This window comes from Streptomyces sp. NPDC127595 (genome assembly GCF_042671685.1).
Classification (GTDB): Bacteria; Actinomycetota; Actinomycetes; order Streptomycetales; family Streptomycetaceae; genus Streptomyces.
On record NZ_JBHXWK010000002.1, the window covers coordinates 100469 to 116321 of the forward strand.

Annotated in this window: 13 protein-coding genes and 1 pseudogene; 6 read left to right on the top strand and 8 right to left on the bottom strand. The window is 71.3% G+C overall.

Features of this window, described 5'->3' with window-relative positions:
- Positions 1 to 24: 24 nt before the first annotated feature.
- Positions 25 to 471 (bottom strand): Lrp/AsnC family transcriptional regulator, encoded by a 447-nt coding sequence (locus tag ACFVKT_RS06885; protein WP_385728382.1) that lies wholly within the window; start codon positions 469 to 471, stop codon positions 25 to 27.
- 159 nt (positions 472 to 630) lie between these two features.
- Between ACFVKT_RS06885 and ACFVKT_RS06890 the strand changes: the two genes are divergently transcribed.
- Positions 631 to 1131 (top strand): rhodanese-like domain-containing protein, encoded by a 501-nt coding sequence (locus ACFVKT_RS06890; protein WP_385728384.1) that lies wholly within the window; start codon positions 631 to 633, stop codon positions 1129 to 1131.
- 249 nt (positions 1132 to 1380) lie between these two features.
- Positions 1381 to 1896, top strand: a complete 516-nt coding sequence (locus ACFVKT_RS06895; RefSeq protein ID WP_385728386.1) for an immunity 21 family protein — start codon at positions 1381 to 1383, stop codon at positions 1894 to 1896.
- A 122-nt stretch (positions 1897 to 2018) separates the two neighbouring features.
- On the opposite strand, the gene ACFVKT_RS06900 is transcribed toward ACFVKT_RS06895, so the two are convergent.
- Both ACFVKT_RS06900 and ACFVKT_RS06905 read right to left on the bottom strand, forming a co-directional pair.
- Positions 2019 to 3710: a DUF885 domain-containing protein gene (locus tag ACFVKT_RS06900; protein ID WP_385728388.1), complete on the bottom strand. Its 1692-nt coding sequence runs from the start codon at positions 3708 to 3710 to the stop codon at positions 2019 to 2021.
- 65 nt (positions 3711 to 3775) lie between these two features.
- Positions 3776 to 4258 (bottom strand): Lrp/AsnC family transcriptional regulator, encoded by a 483-nt coding sequence (locus ACFVKT_RS06905; RefSeq protein WP_385728390.1) that lies wholly within the window; start codon positions 4256 to 4258, stop codon positions 3776 to 3778.
- Between the two features lie 59 nt (positions 4259 to 4317).
- Between ACFVKT_RS06905 and ACFVKT_RS06910 the strand changes: the two genes are divergently transcribed.
- Positions 4318 to 5517, top strand: a complete 1200-nt coding sequence (locus ACFVKT_RS06910; RefSeq protein ID WP_385728392.1) for a trans-sulfuration enzyme family protein — start codon at positions 4318 to 4320, stop codon at positions 5515 to 5517.
- A gap of 13 nt (positions 5518 to 5530) precedes the next feature.
- On the opposite strand, the gene ACFVKT_RS06915 is transcribed toward ACFVKT_RS06910, so the two are convergent.
- From ACFVKT_RS06915 to ACFVKT_RS06930, 4 genes are all read right to left on the bottom strand, one after another.
- On the bottom strand, positions 5531 to 6715 hold the full coding sequence (locus tag ACFVKT_RS06915) for a GDSL-type esterase/lipase family protein (RefSeq protein WP_385728394.1): 1185 nt from the start codon (positions 6713 to 6715) through the stop codon (positions 5531 to 5533).
- 186 nt (positions 6716 to 6901) lie between these two features.
- Positions 6902 to 8329 carry a GNAT family N-acetyltransferase gene (locus ACFVKT_RS06920; protein WP_385728396.1) on the bottom strand — a complete coding sequence of 476 codons (1428 nt, stop codon included), beginning with the start codon at positions 8327 to 8329 and terminating at the stop codon, positions 6902 to 6904.
- Between the two features lie 301 nt (positions 8330 to 8630).
- Positions 8631 to 10226, bottom strand: coding sequence for an alkaline phosphatase D family protein (locus tag ACFVKT_RS06925; RefSeq protein ID WP_385728399.1), 1596 nt, complete (start codon positions 10224 to 10226; stop codon positions 8631 to 8633).
- A gap of 206 nt (positions 10227 to 10432) precedes the next feature.
- On the bottom strand, positions 10433 to 11890 hold the full coding sequence (locus ACFVKT_RS06930) for a PLP-dependent aminotransferase family protein (RefSeq protein ID WP_385728401.1): 1458 nt from the start codon (positions 11888 to 11890) through the stop codon (positions 10433 to 10435).
- A gap of 47 nt (positions 11891 to 11937) precedes the next feature.
- Between ACFVKT_RS06930 and ACFVKT_RS06935 the strand changes: the two are divergent.
- A pseudogene (locus tag ACFVKT_RS06935) lies at positions 11938 to 12294 on the top strand (EamA family transporter); the annotation flags it as partial.
- 525 nt (positions 12295 to 12819) lie between these two features.
- Here the strand turns inward: ACFVKT_RS06935 and ACFVKT_RS06940 are convergent.
- A complete protein-coding gene (locus tag ACFVKT_RS06940) occupies positions 12820 to 13650 on the bottom strand; it encodes an alpha/beta fold hydrolase (RefSeq protein ID WP_385728403.1) in 831 nt (276 codons plus the stop codon).
- Between the two features lie 169 nt (positions 13651 to 13819).
- On the opposite strand from ACFVKT_RS06940, the gene ACFVKT_RS06945 reads away from it, so the two are divergent.
- Entirely contained in the window at positions 13820 to 14710 is an 891-nt protein-coding gene (locus tag ACFVKT_RS06945) for an RNA polymerase sigma-70 factor (RefSeq protein ID WP_385728405.1), read from the top strand.
- Positions 14711 to 14986: 276 nt separating this feature from the next.
- Positions 14987 to 15748, top strand: coding sequence for a GntR family transcriptional regulator (locus ACFVKT_RS06950; protein ID WP_385728407.1), 762 nt, complete (start codon positions 14987 to 14989; stop codon positions 15746 to 15748).
- The last annotated feature ends 105 nt before the right edge of the window (positions 15749 to 15853 follow it).

A 15853-nucleotide genomic window follows, 5' to 3' on the forward strand; every position in this document is an offset into this window, starting at 1 on the left:
TGACGTTCCCCGGTACTCGTTCGCTCAGTGGCCCAGTGGGCGCCGGGGGAGCGGCGAGGAGTAGACGACACTCGTGGTCACGGAGCCCAGGGTGCCGATCTTGCCCGCCACCTCCTCCAGATGGCTCATGGAGCGCGCCGCGACCTTGATGACGAAGCAGTCGTCGCCCGTGACGTGGTGCGCCTCCAGGATCTCGGGCGTCGTCCCGACCAGGTCGTGGAAGGGCTTGTAATTGCCGTTCGGATACCGGAGCCGGACGAAGGCGAGGATCGGCAGGCCCAGGCTCTCCGGGTCGACGACGGCCGCGTACCCCTGGATGACACCCGCCTCCTCCAGCCGGCGGACCCTTTCGGTGACCGCGCTCGCGGACATGGAGACGGCACGGGCCAGCTCGGCGAAGCTGGCCCTGCCCTCACGCTGGAGGACATCGAGGATGTGCCAGTCGGTGGCGTCCGGTGAATACGCGGTCATGTGTGAGGGATAGCAGGGATATCCCCGGCGAATCAAGAGCGATGCCGTGGATCGCCACTTCAGGGAGGGGAGCGCCGGACGTAGATTTCTGACCAGGAAGTCCTGCGCGGCCGGTGCGGATGGGCACTGGTTCGGCGGGACCGGGAGGGAAGCCCACACATGACTGTGACCGGCGCGACCAGCACATCCGTCGTCGTGAACCCCGTTCTGCGCGTCGCACCGGCGTCTCCCGCCGCGGCCGCCGCCCACTTCGGGGCGAGCCTCGCCTTCCACGCCGACGTGTCCGATGTCGCCGCCGCCCTCGCCGCCGACGGCGGAGACACCGGGTTCGTCGTCCTCGACTCCCGCTCGACCGAGTCCTGGGACCAGGGCCATGTCCCCGGCGCGGTCCACCTGCCGACCGCGCTCATCCCCGAGCAGGCCGAGCAGCTCCTGGACAGGTCGGTGCCCGTCGTCACGTACTGCTGGGGCCCCGGCTGCAACGGAGCGACCCGCGCGGCCCTCGCGCTCGCCGAACTCGGCTTCCAGGTCAAGGAGATGCTCGGCGGCTTCGAGTACTGGGTGCGCGAGGGCTTCGAGTTCGAGACCTGGGAGGGACGCGAGCGCCGCGCCACGGACCCGCTGACAGCGCCGGTGGATGCGGCGGACTGCGGCTGCTGAGCCCTCCGTACGGTGCAGGTTCAGCCTCCCGTACGACCCCTCGTACGGTATGCCGGGTTCAGTGCCGTACGACCTCAGGCACCGGCCGCAGGAGAGTGGCGGTCCGCCGCGTCGGCGAGGGCGTGTCCGGTCGGCGTAACGCGCATGGAGAGGAAGGGAGTTCGGGCTGTCATGGGTGTCGAGGGTGGCGTATCGGACAGGGAGGGGACGGCGAATTTCCGCCCGCCGCCCGCCGTGTAGCTTCTGCGCATGGCGAGAAACGACGACTTGGGTGCGGTCGAGTGGGTGGAGTCCGGTGGCGGGCCGCTCATAGCGATCCCGGAGACGGTGCTGTCCTTCTGGTCGGGCGCGGACGGCGACGAGATGTACTCCGACTACGACCGGGCCTGCGACGTGGACGGCTTCATCGGCCTCGTACCCGTCGGCGACACCCGGGCCCTGGTCCTCGGCGACGAACCCGCCTCGACCTCCTTCCTTCCCGAGCACAACGCCTTCGTACGGTGGTGTGCCGCGGACTCCGCGGAGGAGCTGCTCGCCCGCGTCCCGGCCGCACTCGAAGCGGCGGTCTGGGAGCCGGACATGCACTGGAACGTGCCCGGCCCGGTGGTCCTGTTCGACGCGGCCTGGCCCGGGACCGCATCGACGCGCACGGAACATCTCAGGGTCGCGCTGGAGCCGGGCCGGTATGCGGTGCGTGCGACGTACGCGGAGCCGGGGCCCGAGACCTGGGTGGGCCTCGTACAGCTGCGGCGGTTGCCCTCCTGAGGCGTTACGTGGGGCCCCGCGAGGCAGTCGGTGTAACGACGGAGGCCGGGCTCGTGTTGTAGGAGACCGAGCCCGGCCTCAGGCGTCGACCGGGCCCGAGCCCGGCCCGCCGTCGATGACCGTCAGAGCCGGGACAGCTCGTCCACCAGGTCGTCCAGGCCCAGCGACCCCTGTGACAGGGCAGCCATGTGCCAGGCCTTCGCGTCGAAGGCGTCGCCATGGCGCTTCTTCGCGTTCTCGCGGCCCAGCAGCCAGGCACGCTCGCCGAGTTTGTAGCCGATGGCCTGCCCCGGGATGGTCAGGTAGCGGGTCAGTTCGCTCTCCACGAAGTCGGCCGGACGGCTGCTGTGCGCGCCGAAGAACTCCTGCGCCAGCTGGGGAGTCCACCGCTCACCCGGGTGGAAGGGCGAGTCAGCCGGGATCTCCAGTTCCAGGTGCATGCCGATGTCGACGATGATCCGCGTCGAGCGCATCATCTGGGCGTCGAGGTAGCCGAGGCGCTGCTCCGCGTCGGTGAGGAAGCCGAGTTCGTCCATGAGCCGCTCCGCGTAGAGCGCCCAGCCCTCGGCGTTGGCGCTGACTCCGCCGATGGTGGCCTGGTAGCGGGAGAGGTCCCCGGCGACATGGGCCCACTGCGCGAGCTGGAGGTGGTGGCCGGGGACGCCCTCGTGGTACCAGGTCGACACCAGGTCGTAGACGGGGAAGCGGGTCTGGCCCATCGTCGGCAGCCACGTACGGCCGGGGCGCGAGAAGTCCTCCGACGGCGCTGTGTAGTACGGGGCCGCGGCGCTGCCGGGAGGCGCGATGTGCGACTCCACCTTCCTTACCCGCTCGGCGAGTTCGAAGTGTGTCCCGTCCAGCTTGTCGATGGCCTCGTCCATCAGGTTCTGCAGCCAGGCCTGGACCTCGTCGACGCCCTCGATGTGCGTGCCGTGCGCGTCGAGGTGCGCGAGCGCCACCCAGGGGGTCTCGGCGCCGGGCAGGATCTTCTCGGCCTCCCGCTTCATCTCGGCGAGGAGGCGGTGGTACTCCGCCCAGCCGTACGCGTACGCCTCGTCGAGGTCGAGGTCCGTACCGTTGAAGTAGCGCGACCAGCGGGCGTACCGCTCGCGGCCGACCGTGTCCGGCGCGCCCTCGATGGCGGGCGCGTAGACGTCGCGCATCCAGTCCCGCAGGGCGACCAGGGCCTCGGTCGCGGTCCGGGCGGCGGTGTCCAGCTCCGCGCGCAGCGTTTCGGGACCCGGCGTGACGAAGTCCTCGAACCAGCCGCGGCCCTGGCCGTCCGTGTCGGACCACTCGGTGAGCTGCTCGATGAACGTGGCGGTGGGGCGCGGGCTCGCGTACAACTTGCGTTCCAGGCCGAGGGCGAGGGACTCGCGGTAGCCGCCCAGCGCACCCGGCACCGCGCGCAGCCGCTCCGCGATCGCGGCCCAGTCCTCGTCGGTCTCCGTGGGAGTGAGGGTGAAGATCTCGCGCACCGCGTGCGCCGGGGTGTGCATGTTGCCGACCAGGCGCAGGTGGTCATCGGCGTCGTGCACGGCGAGTTCGGCGGTGAGCCGCTCGCGCAGCAGACGGCCGCAGCGGCGCTCGATGTCACTGTCCGCGCCCGGCTGCCGTTCGGCCTCGTCGAGCCGCTCCAGAGTTCTGCGCGCCAACTCGGCCAGGGCGGCCTGACCCGCGGGCGAGGCATCCGGCAGCTTGCTGGAACTCGCCTTGTCGCCGAGGTACGTACCGGTGACCGGGTCGAGGGCGATGAGGTCGTCGACATAGGCGTCGGCGACCTCGCGGGGCAGCGGGCTCTTCGTCTCTGACATGCGGACATCCTCATACGAGGACACGGTCCGCGTCATCAGGGTTCGCTCAGGGCATGGCCCTGCGTTCAGCCTTCTCGCCGCGGCGGCAGCAGGGGCCCGCAGTCCCACTGCTGGAAGATCAACCGGGTCTCGACGCGCGCGACCTCACGCCGGGACGTGAACTCGTCGAGGACCAGTCGTTGCAGGTCAGCCATGTCGGCGACGGCCACATGGACCAGATAGTCGTCGGGTCCGGTGAGATGGAAGACGGAGCGCGACTCCGGCATGGCCCTGATCCGTTCCACGAACGGCCCGACCAACTCCCGCCGATGCGGCCTGACCTGCACGGACAGCAACGCCTCCAGGCCCCGTCCCAACTTCGCCGGATCCAGCCGCAGTTGATGGCCGAGAATGACTCCCGCGCGGCGCAGCCTGCTCACCCGGTCCAGACAGGTCGAGGGCGCGACACCGACCTGCGCGGCCAGATCGCGGTACGTCGTCCGGGCGTCGTTCTGCAACAGCCGCAGCAGATGGAGATCCACCGGATCGAGTACGACGGAATCGGCCATGTGGCGAACGTAGCACGGGATACTGCACCGCCCATCCGGTCCTTGTTCAGGCTCGGGGCATGGACTCCGTCAGTTACGACACACGCGAACCGAGAACGACGAGCCACGCTTCCGACAGCGCGGTCCGTACCCGCGCGCTCGCCACCGAGGCCGTACACGCCGGGCGCGAGGACCTCGCCCGGCAGGGTCTGCACGCGGCGCCGATCGACCTGTCCACGACCTACCCGTCGTACGACAGTCGTGGCGAGGCCGCCCGGATCGACGCGTTCGCCACCGACGGCGCCGAACCGCAGGGCCCGCCCGTCTACGGCCGGCTCGGCAACCCGACCGTCGCCCGTTTCGAGACCGCCCTCGCGCGCCTCGAAGGCACCGGGAGCGCGGTCGCGTTCGCGAGCGGCATGGCCGCGCTGAGCGCCGTACTGCTCGTACGGAACGCGCTGGGCCTGCGGCATGTCGTCGCCGTACGGCCCCTGTACGGGTGCAGCGATCATCTGCTCACCGCCGGGCTGCTGGGTTCCGAGGTGACCTGGGTCGACCCGGCCGGCATAGCGGACGCGCTGCGGCCCGACACGGGTCTGGTGATGGTCGAGTCCCCGGCCAACCCGACGCTCGCCGAACTCGACCTGAGGGCCGTCGCGCACGCCTGCGGATCGGTTCCCCTGCTCGCCGACAACACCTTCGCCACGCCGGTGCTGCAACGCCCCGCAGAGCAGGGGGCGCGGCTGGTCCTGCACAGCGCCACGAAGTACCTGGGCGGACACGGCGATGTGATGGCCGGGGTGGTGGCCTGCGACGAGGAGCTCGCGGGCCGGCTGCGCCAAGTGCGGTTCGCCACCGGGGGTGTTCTGCATCCGCTGGCCGGCTATCTGCTGCTGCGTGGTCTGTCGACCTTGCCCGTACGCGTCCGGGCCGCGTCCTCGAACGCCGCGGAACTGGTCCGCCGCCTCACCGCCGACCCGCGCGTGGCCCGCGTCCACTATCCGCGGGTCGGCGGCGCGATGATCGCCTTCGAGGTGCACGGCGACCCGCACGCCGTCATCGCAGGGGTCCGGCTGATCACCCCCGCCGTGAGCCTCGGCAGTGTGGACAGCCTCATCCAGCATCCGGCCTCCATCAGTCACCGTGTCGTGGACGCGGCGGACCGCCGCGACGCCGGGGTCGGCGACCGGCTGCTGCGGCTGTCGGTGGGGCTGGAGGACGTGGATGATCTGTGGGCCGACCTCGACGGAGCGCTTGGCCGGCCCTTCGCTCGATCCTGAAGTACCGGGTTTCTCAGGCGGGTTGGGTGGCGAAAGGTCCGCCGGCGCGGAAGGCCAGTTCGGCGAAGCGTTCGCCGATGCGGCGGTGTGCGGCGGCGTCCGGGTGGAGCAGGTCGGGCAGCGGCAGTTCGGCGAAGTCCGCCTCGCCGTAGAGCTCGCGGCCGTCGAGGTAGTACAGGTGGGGGTCGTCGGCGGCCCGCTGCTTCACGATGCGGGAGAGCTCGTCCCGGATGACGTTGAGCGTCAGCTTCCCGGCGACTGTCTCCGTGGGGTCCCCCTCGGCCTGGAACCTGAGCTTCCCCTCACTGAGGCCGCTGAAGTCCACCATGGTCGGGCCTGGGGTGTCCTCGTGGATGGGGCACAGGATGGGCGAGGCGAGCAGCAGCGGCGTGCTGGGGTGGCCTTCGCGGATGGTGTCGAGGAAGCCGTGCACCGCCGGGATGAAGGCACGCAGGCGCATCGCGTCGGTGTTGACCACGTTGATGCCGATCTTGACACTGATCAGGTCCGCGGGGGTGTCGCGCAGAGCGCGGGCGGTGAACGGGTCTAGCACGGCACTGCCGCTCAGCCCCAGGTTGATCAGCTCCACGCCGCCGAGGGAGGCGGCCAGCGCCGGCCAGGTCGTGCTGGCGCTCTCCGCGTCGGAACCGTGGCTGATGGAACTGCCATGGTGCAGCCACACCTTGCGACCTCCGTGCGGCACGGGCTCGACGGGGGCGTCGGTGCGCAGCGCGACCAGCTCGGTGATCTCGTTGTACGGCAGCCAGATCTCCACGTCCTTCTCCCGGTCGGGCAGCCCGGTGAAGCGGACGGTGCCGACCGGGCCGGGCCGGGTCTCGGCGGCGCCGGTGGTCATGTCCACGGTCAGCACAGTGCCGCCGGGCGTGCTCGCCCGGCCGGCCGGCACGCCGTCCACGAGCAGGTCGTACGCCCCGTCAGGGCGCGCCGGCGCCCCCAGGTAGACCGTTTTGGTGGGGAGTGTGTCCAGCTCGACGGCGGTGGCCCGGGTGCGGAAAGCCAGTCGTACGCCGGACGGCTGGGCCTCCGCCATGGCCAACTGCCCGTCGGCGGACTGCGCGCGGGCCCGGGCGGGCAGCCGGTGCGGCAGCAGCCCGTGCTCGGTGCGCTCCAGATCGAGCGCACCGCGCACGAGGTCGGCGGTGATGGGGGTGGGGATCCAGTCGAGCTGAGAATTCATGGCCTCAGCATGTCAATGGGGCCACTGGTCCGCATATGAGAATTCGGCCGGCGGAGGCCGGAGGGAGGGGAGGGGGCCAACGGCGACGGATGCTGCTCGCTCGCCTTTCCCCGTCAGCCCCGTCAGCCCCTCGGTCCGTGCTCCGTGGTCCGTGGTCCGTGGAGCACAGCCGGGCGCGGCGGGGATCTAGTCCCGCACCACCGGCTCCCCACGCTGTCCCTCGTCATACGGCAGCCGTGACGTCACCGGAGTCGCCTCCAGGCGGGCCGTGATGACCAGCGTGCCCTCCTCGATCTGGTAGTCGAGGGGAAGGCCGAGGCCGCGCATCGCGGCGACCATGCCGGTGTTGGAGGACTGCGTGACGGCGTACACGCTCTCGCAGCCCGCCTCGACGGCCATCGTCACCAGGCGGCCGAGCAGTTCGGCGCCGATACCGCGGCGCTGCCAGTCGTCCTCGACGAGGAGCGCGATCTCCGTCTCGTCGCCGTCCCAGAGGAGATGGCCGAGCCCGACGATGCGCCCGGATGCCGTCTGCGCGGCGAGGGTGCGCCCGAAGCGCGGGCTGAGCAGGTGGTTGAGGTAGCGGTCCGCGTCGCTGACCGGACCGTGGTAGCGCATCTGCAGGGTGTGGGGCGAGCAGCGCTCGTGCATCGCCCTGGCGGCGTCGAGGTCGGCCGCGTCGGCCCGCCGGACGCTGATGGCGTTGCCTTCCGGCAGAGTCAGTGTGTCCTGGCTGCGCGGGATCCGCGGGCCGAGCCGCGCGTCCAGCTCGACCAGCGCCCGTGCCCGCGCGAACTCCGTCGGCGTGAACGGCAGATACGGTCGCTCCACCGTGATGACCCCGCCCTCCGGCGCCCGCAGGCGCATCACCGTGTCCTCAAGTGCTCCCTCGACCGGAGCACTCTCCTCCGCGCGGCCGGACCGGGGCGACTTGGCGGGCAGTGAGCGGATGGTGCACCTGCCGAGCAACTGCCGGAGCGCGAGCGGCAGTTCCGCCGTGTCCAGGGCCGTACGGGTGGCCAGACCCAGTACCCGAGTCGGCGCGTCGACGAGGTCGTGGGCGTCGGCCCGCTCGATCCACGTCTCCGTGCCGCCGGCCCGCGAGACGACGCGGGTCATCTCGGAGGCGGCAAGCTCCGCGGGGGCGCGCAGCAGGAACTCGTCCACGGTGCCCTCTGCCAGCGGATGTGTCTGCAGGCTGAGGATGTCGACCTGGTGCCGCGCCAGTGCCGAGCACAGCACGGCGAGCGAACCCGGCGCGTCCTTCACCGTCGTCCGCAACCGCCACAGCGTGGTCTCCCCGGAGAGGGCCCCGGGCGACGCGGACTCCTCGGACGGTCCGGCCCGGCTCCCGTCGGCGAGCGGCCGGGCACCCGTATCGTCCGCCGGTGGCGCGTGACCGTGGTGGCGTGCCCACCAAGTGTGGAAGCCGGCCGTGGCGACCAGGACTCCGGCCGAGGTCATCAGCAGGGCGATGCCGTCGGGTCCGTGTCCGATCAGGTTGGCGACGGCGTCCGCGACCGTGACGGCCGTGAACAGGGCGGCGAGTTCGACGACATCCCGCCGCCAGTGGTGGACGGGGCGCCCGTGCTTCGTTCGCGTCACATCAGACATGTCTGGAGTCATACAGCCACTGTGGGGGAACGGTGTTGCGTGATCACGAACGGTCTGTGACTGATCGGTTAAGTGTCGTTCCGTACCTTTTGTGGTTCTTTTTGCAAGGGTTTTGCTTACATCCTCGGTCGGGTACGTTGCTCCGCTGGTCAGAGCGACCCATGGCTGATTCTCTTCGCACCCTCGGCGAGGGGAAGTGAACGAGACCGCGCACCGGGGGATGACTCCGGTACGCGGTCGGCGGTTCGAGAATACGGGAGAGCCACCGGACCGGACGACGCGTCACCCCGGCTCCCGACTGCTACTGCCCCACACGTCCCGGCTGAAGTACCTGTGTGAACAGCACAGTTCCGTCCTGCTCGCGCAGTCGCACCGTCAACTCGCCGCTGTCGCCGTCGATGTCGACCTCGCCGAAGAACTGGTAACCGCCGGCGGGCGAGACGTTCGACGCGGTCGGCGCCTTCACGAACACCCGCTCCGGACCGAAGGTGTTGTCCAGCGCGCTCGCCGGGAAGGCACCGGCGTTGAGCGGTCCTGAGACGAACTCCCAGAACGGTTCGAAGTCGGGGAAGGCGGCCCGCGAGGGCTGGTAGTGCTGCGCCGAGGTGTGGTGCACATCGGCCGTCAGCCACACCGTGCCCGTGATCCGCCGGTGCTTGACGAACCGCAGCAGCTCCGCGATCTGCAGCTCGCGCCCGAGCGGCATACCCGGGTCGCCCTGGGCCACCGCCTCGATGTTCGGCTGCCCCTCGGTGGCGTCCGGCACGACCAGGCCGAGCGGCATGTCCGCGGCGATCACCTTCCACACCGCACGCGACCGCGACAACTCCCGCTTGAGCCACTCCAGTTGCTCGGCGCCGAGAATGCCCTGCGGGTCGGTGCTCTGCGTGCCGGGGGAGTTGGCGTTGCGGTAGGTCCGCATGTCGAGGACGAACACGTCCAGGAGCGGCCCCTGGCGCAGGACCCGGTACACACGGCCGTCCTGGTTGTCCGGTCGCAGCGTGGAGAGGGGGAAGTACTCGCTGAACGCGCGGCGGCCCCGGGCGGCCAGGACGTCGACGCTCTTCTCGGTGTAGCGGGTGTCCGAGGCCGCGATCACCTCACCGGGGTACCAGTTGTTGCGCACCTCGTGGTCGTCCCACTGGATGACGGACGGAACCTGGGCGTTGAATCGCTTCAGGTTCTCGTCCAGCAGGTTGTAGCGGAAGTTGCCGCGGAACTCGGCCAGCGTCTCGGCGACCTTGGACTTCTCCTCGGTGATGATGTTGCGCCAGGTGCTGCCGTCGGGAAGCGCCGCGGTCGCAGCGATCGGGCCGTCGGCGTAGATGTTGTCGCCGCTGCATATGAAGAAGTCGGGGTCGAGCTTGGCCATGGCGTCGTAGATCCGGTAGCCGCCGCGGTCCGGGTTGATGCCCCAGCCCTGTCCCGCCAGGTCGCCCGACCACAGGAAACGCACCCCGTCGCGCCGCCCGCGCGGCGCCGTACGGAAGGTACCGGTCACCGGTTCGCCCGTGCGACGCGGGTCGTCGGGGTCGGCGAGCAGCACGCGGTAGTGGATCTGCTCGCCCGAGGGCAGCCCGCGCAGCCGAGTCGTCCCGGTGAAGTCGGTCCCGGCGCCGAGCAGCGGCCCCTGCCACCGGCGGGGGTTGCGGAACGACTCGGTCGCCGACGTCTCGACGATCATCCGGGCCGGGCGGTCGGACCGTACCCACACCAGTCCGGAGTCGGCGGTCACGTCTCCGGTCTGGACGCCCCACCCCGCCTTCGGCCGCCCGGACAGGGCGAACGCCGGCGCCGCGCCGAGCGCGGCGGGCAGGGCCAGTGCGGCGGAGGCGGCGAGAGAACCACGCAGAACGCTGCGGCGACCGGGGAACGGATGCTGCGGACGGTGTGACATGAATGCGCCTCCAAGGACGGATCCGGCCAATGGGCAATGCCACAACTACTGGTGCACCGAAGCGCACACGGAAACCACAGGTGAACAGCGGACCGCGAGCACAAGGGAACCGGTGCCCGCCGACAACGAATCGGTGCCTCCCGACAACGAGCCGGTGCCCGCCGACAACGAGCACGCGTCTCAGAAGCCGGCAGCGACCGCGCGTCTCAGAACCGCACGGCGTCCGCCATCAGCCGTACGCCCTCACGGATCCGCGCAGGCGACAGGTGCGCGTACCCCAGCACCAGCCGTACGCCGTCGTCGACCGCCTCCCCGTAGTGCACCAGCGGACGCACGGCGACCCCGGCCGCCGCAGCCGCCTCCAGGAAGCGGTCGCGTGGCCCGTACCGCTCCGGCAACACGGCGATCACGTGCAGACCAGCCGCGATCCCGGACACCTCGGTGCCGGGAAAGTGCTCCTCCAGGGCCGATACGAGGCTGTCGCGTCGTTCCCGGTAGACGCGTTGGCAGCGCCGCAGTTGCCGGTCGTAATCGCCCCGCTCGATGAAGCGGGCCAGAAGTGCCTGATCGACGACGGGGTTCCCGAGATCCATGGTGCGCTTGCGCTCGACCACCTCCTCGGCCAGCGACGCGGGCACGAGCAGCCAGCCCAGCCGCAGCCCCGGCGCGAGGGACTTGCTGACCGACCCCGTGTAGGCGACGTGCTCAGGGTCGAGCCCCTGGAGCGCGCCCACAGGGGCGCGGTCGTAACGGAAGTCCCCGTCGTAGTCGTCCTCGATCACCAGGCCGTCCACCGACCGCGCCCAGTCGAGGAGTTCGGCCCGGCGCCGCGCGGAGTAGGCGATCCCCAGGGGGAACTGATGGGCGGGCGTCGTCACCACGGCTCGTACGCCCGACGCCTCCAGGGGGCCGGGCGCCAGCCCCTCCGCGTCCAGGGGCAGTCGTACGGTGCTGACGCCGGCCGAGGCGTACAGCGCAGCGTGTTCGGGGCTGCCCGGATCCTCGACGCCGACGTCGTGCACCCCGCGCGCGTGGAGCACGAATCCGAGCAGCGTCATCGCCTGCGCGACCCCGGAGACCACGACGACCCGCTCCGGGTCGGCGACCACCCCACGGCGCCGGGAGAGGAGCCCGGCGAGGGCCGTACGCAGCCGGGGGAGGCCACGCGGATCCGGGTAACCCAGCGCGCGGTGCGGGAGTTCGGCGAGCACCCCGCGCTGCGCGGCGGCCCACGCCGCACGCGGGAACAGCGACAGGTCCGGTGTCCCGGGAACGAAGTCGGCCCGCGCGTCGGCCGCTCGCGGAGCGAGATCGCGCGTGCCCGGACGGGCGGCCCGCGCGGCACCGCCGACCCAGGTCCCCGCGCCCCGGCCGCTGCGCAGATACCCCTCCGCGGTGAGCTGCTCGTACGCCTCCGTGATCAGCCCCCTGGACACCCCGAGATCGGCCGCGAGTTCACGGCTGGACGGCAGCCGGGTGTCCGGAGCGAGCCGGCCGGAACGGACCGACTCGCGCAGCGCCTCCTGGAGCGTGCGCCCACGCGCCCGTGCCGGTGCCGACGCGGCCGGCAGGAGGAGCTCCCAGGCGGCGGTCCAGGCAGTCGGCGTCGATCCCCCGGGCCCCGGGTCCGGGGTGTCCCTCATATTGGTCCCCGATGACGTCATGGAAGTGGACCTTAAACCGGACCGCGTCCCTTCATAGCGTCACTCCCATGAACGTCACCCCCGTCCGGGGCGCGCTGCTCGCCGCCCTCGCCTGTGTCCTCGTCGGAGCCTCCTTCACCGCCAACAGCGTCCTGGGCCACTATCCGTACGCGGGCGGCCAGTTCCTGCGTTACGGACTCGCCTGCCTGCTGTTGCTGCCACTGGTCGGCCGAGGCGGCACGGCACCGCTGCGGAGGCTCACGCCGCGCCAGTGGGGCCGCCTCGCGCTGCTCGCGGCGGTCGGCATGGTCGGCTTCAACCTCGCGGTGATCGCCGCCGAACGGACGGCGGAACCGGCAGTTCCGGGTGTCTTCGTGGGCTGCGCCCCCATGCTCGTGGCCGTGATCGTCCCCCTCCGCGAGGGCCGCCGCCCGCAACGCCTCGTCCTGTACGGGTCGTTGCTCGTGGCGGTGGGCGCTTTCACCGTCCAGGGCTGGGGCCGTACGGACGGCGCCGGAATCGCGTACTCCGTGTGTGCGCTCGTCGGAGAGGTGGGCTTCGCGGTCCTGGCCGTGCCCGTGCTGCGACCGCTCGGGCCGCGGCTGCTGTCGGCAACCGTCTGCGGGATCGCCGCGGCCGAGTCGGCGGCGGCCGGTGTGGTGGTCGACGGCGGTGCCTGGCTTCGGATGCCGGACGCGACCGAGGCGACCGCGCTGCTGTGGCAGGCGGCGGTCGTCACGGTCGTCGGCTTCGTGTGCTGGTACATGGGCATGCGGCGGATCGGCGCGGAACGCGCCACGCTCTTCTCCGGCCTCATCCCCGTCGCGGCGGCCGCCACCGCGCCGCTCGCCGGCACGGGCTCGTACGGCGCCGCGCAGGCCGCCGGGAGCGCGCTGGTCGGCGCCGGAGTCGCCCTGGGATCAGGCGTGTTGGCCCGGGCGGGCCGTCGGTCAGCGGCTGCCGTCGAGGATGACACGGGCGACGAGCGCCGGGTCGTCGTTCATCGGGACATGCCCGCATCCGGGCAGCCTGACCAGCCGGGCGCGCGGAATGACGTGCTTCGCGCGGATTCCCTGGCGGCGCACCAGCAGCCGGTCCCTGGTGCCCCAGGCCACGGTGACCGGAAGCCCGGGGACGTCGTCGGTGAACCGGACGGTGGCGCCGGCCCGGAGGGTCTGCGTGAAACCCTCGGCGTGGGCCAGCGCCAAGGTCTCCGCGACGACGGCCTCGGGTGAACGGCGGCCCGGACGGGCGTAGATGGTGCCCGTCAGCACCGCACGCCCGGCCGCCGTACGCGACAGCCTCTCGACCGCCGGGACGGGCATCCGCCGCGCGGTGTGCCGCATCGCGAGCAGCACACCGAAGGCGTACCGCCGCTCGGCCTGCGACCAGAACCCGGCCGGCGAGAACGCCGTGACGGACCGTACGAGCTTCTCGCGGCCCAACTCCAGGGCCAGCAGGCCCCCCAGGGAGTTGCCCGCCACATGAGGCCGCCCGATCTCCAGCGCCTCGCACAGCGCGCCGAGCGCGGGCACCACCGTCCCGAGGTCGTGCGTGAGCCCCTCGGGCAGCGGCGGGGACTCGCCGAAGCCGGGCAGGTCGACGGCTATGACGTCGCGTTCGGCCGCCAGGAGGTGGACGACCGGGTCCCAGGCCTGCCGGTGGTGGCCGATGCCGTGCAGCAGGAGCAGCGGCTCGCCGGTGCCCACGCGCGCGTAGGACACGGTCACGGTCCTCGGGCCGCGTGGAGAGGGGAGGCTGAAGGAGACCGTGGCGGACATGAGGCTGCTCCTCTTCCGGGGTATGGGACACGCTGACGGACCGGCTCGTAGACAGCTTGTCAGCAACTGCTACCGGCGGGTAGCCCCCGGTCGTCACGAACCACGCCCGTAAGTGCTTTGGGCCGATTTTGCCTGGACACGGACACGGCGAGTCGTATGGGATGGAACCGTGACCGCCGACACCGCGACTGAGATCTTCGAAGAGCACCGTCCCGTCCTGATGGGCGTCGCCTACCGCATGCTCGGGCGGGTGGCCGACGCGGAGGACGTGGTCCAGGAGGCGTGGCTGCGGTGGTCGGGCGCCGACCGGGCGGAGGTGCGCGAACCGCGCGGCTACCTGGTGCGTGTCGCCACCCGCCTCGCCATCGACCGGCTGCGCCAGGTCAAGTCACGCAACGAGGCGTACGTGGGTCCCTGGCTCCCCGAGCCCTACGTCACCGATTTCGGGGACACCGTCCCCGACGCCGCTGAGCGGGCCGTACTCGCCGACTCCGTCTCCCTCGCCGTCCTCATCGTCCTGGAGTCCCTGTCGCCCCTGGAGCGTGCGGTGTTCGTCCTCCGGGAGGCGTTCGGTTATCCGTACGCGGACATCGCCACCGTCCTCGACCGGGGCGAGCCCGCGGTACGCCAACTCGCCGCCCGGGCCCGCCGGCACGTCGACGAACGGCGTCCGCGCTACGAGGTCGACCCGGCCGAGCGCCGCGAACTCACCGAGCGGTTCCTCGCCGCGGCGGCCGAGGGTGACCTGGAAAGGCTCATGTCCCTGCTGGCGCCGGACGTACGGCTGGTCGGCGACAGTGGTGGGCTGTCGCAGGCGCCGCTGCGGGTCATCGAGTCCGCCGACAAGGTGGGCCGGTTCCTCCAGGGCGCGGCTCGCAAGGGACTGGTCGGCGCCGACGTGTCGTTCCGCCTCCTGGAGATCAACGGCGGCACCGCGATCCTGGCCCTGTTCGACGGCAAGCCCGACAGCGTCTTCCAACTGGACGTCGCGGACGGCCGGATCCAGTGCGTCTACATCGTGCGGAACCCCGAGAAGCTGCTTTCACTGGCCGACCGGTAGCCCGTCAGAAGTCCCGGAGCACCCGCACAGACCCCTTTGGGCAACCGCCGGCCCCCGTCACTTGGACGGGGGCTTTCGGCGTTGTGTCGCGAACATCACCCAGCACCAACGTCCTGTGAACGCTCTGCGGCACTGCCCCTGCGCAATGCGTAAGGGATTGAGGATTGGTCTTGACCAAGTGTGGGGGTGGACATATGGTCACAGGGATAGTGCAGGAACCTTTAATAAACAAGGGCGCTAAAACGCCGCCGGGCCACGGCGATTGCGGAGGACAGGGTGGGGACCCAGCAGCTGGAATCGGTGCCGGAGCCGAAGTACTGGCATCTCAAGACCGTGCTGAGTGAGGCACTGGACTCCGACTTCACGGTGGGGGAGATCCTGCCCAACGAGCGTGATCTGGCGGCGCGGTTCGGGGTCGCCCGCGCGACGCTCCGCCAGGCTCTGGAGCAGCTCGAACTGGAAGGCCGTCTGCAGCGCCGCCGCGGGGTGGGCACCACCGTCGCCCCGCCGCGTGTGGGTGTGGCCGTCGGATCCGAGCAGCACGTGTGGCCCGGCGCGGTCGGCGACGCCTGGCAGCCCGCGGACTGCACGGTGGCGGCCCCGCCCGCGGCCGTCGCCGGCATCCTGGAATCCGGCGACGACGAGCAGGTCCACACGGTGCGCCGTTCCCGGGTGACACACGGTCAGCCGGTCGCCGCCGAACTGCTCTACATCCCGGCGTCCTCGGTGCCCGACCTGTCAGCGATAGACGCGCCCTCGGGACCGGCACGCGCGCGTGCCGTGCTGCGCGAGCTGCAGCGTCTCGACCTGGACGGTCAGGACAGCGCCGTGGAGCTCGGCTCGGCCCGCGCGGACGACGCCAGGGAGCTCGACCGGCTTCCCGGAGCGCCCGTCCTCGTCGTCACGACCCGCTTCTTCACCGAGGGACGCACCGCGGCGGTATCCATCGCCACCTACCGTGCCGACACCTGCCGACTGACCTTCGGCGACTCGGGCGGCGTGGAGATCCACCACGACCCCGAGCGCAAGGCTTCCTGAGCCACGACCCGAAGCGCGTGGCTTCCTGAGCCACGACCCGAGGAGCGTGCCTTCCCGAGCCAGGATCCGGGCGGACTGCCACCGAACGGCAGCAGCCCACCGTAC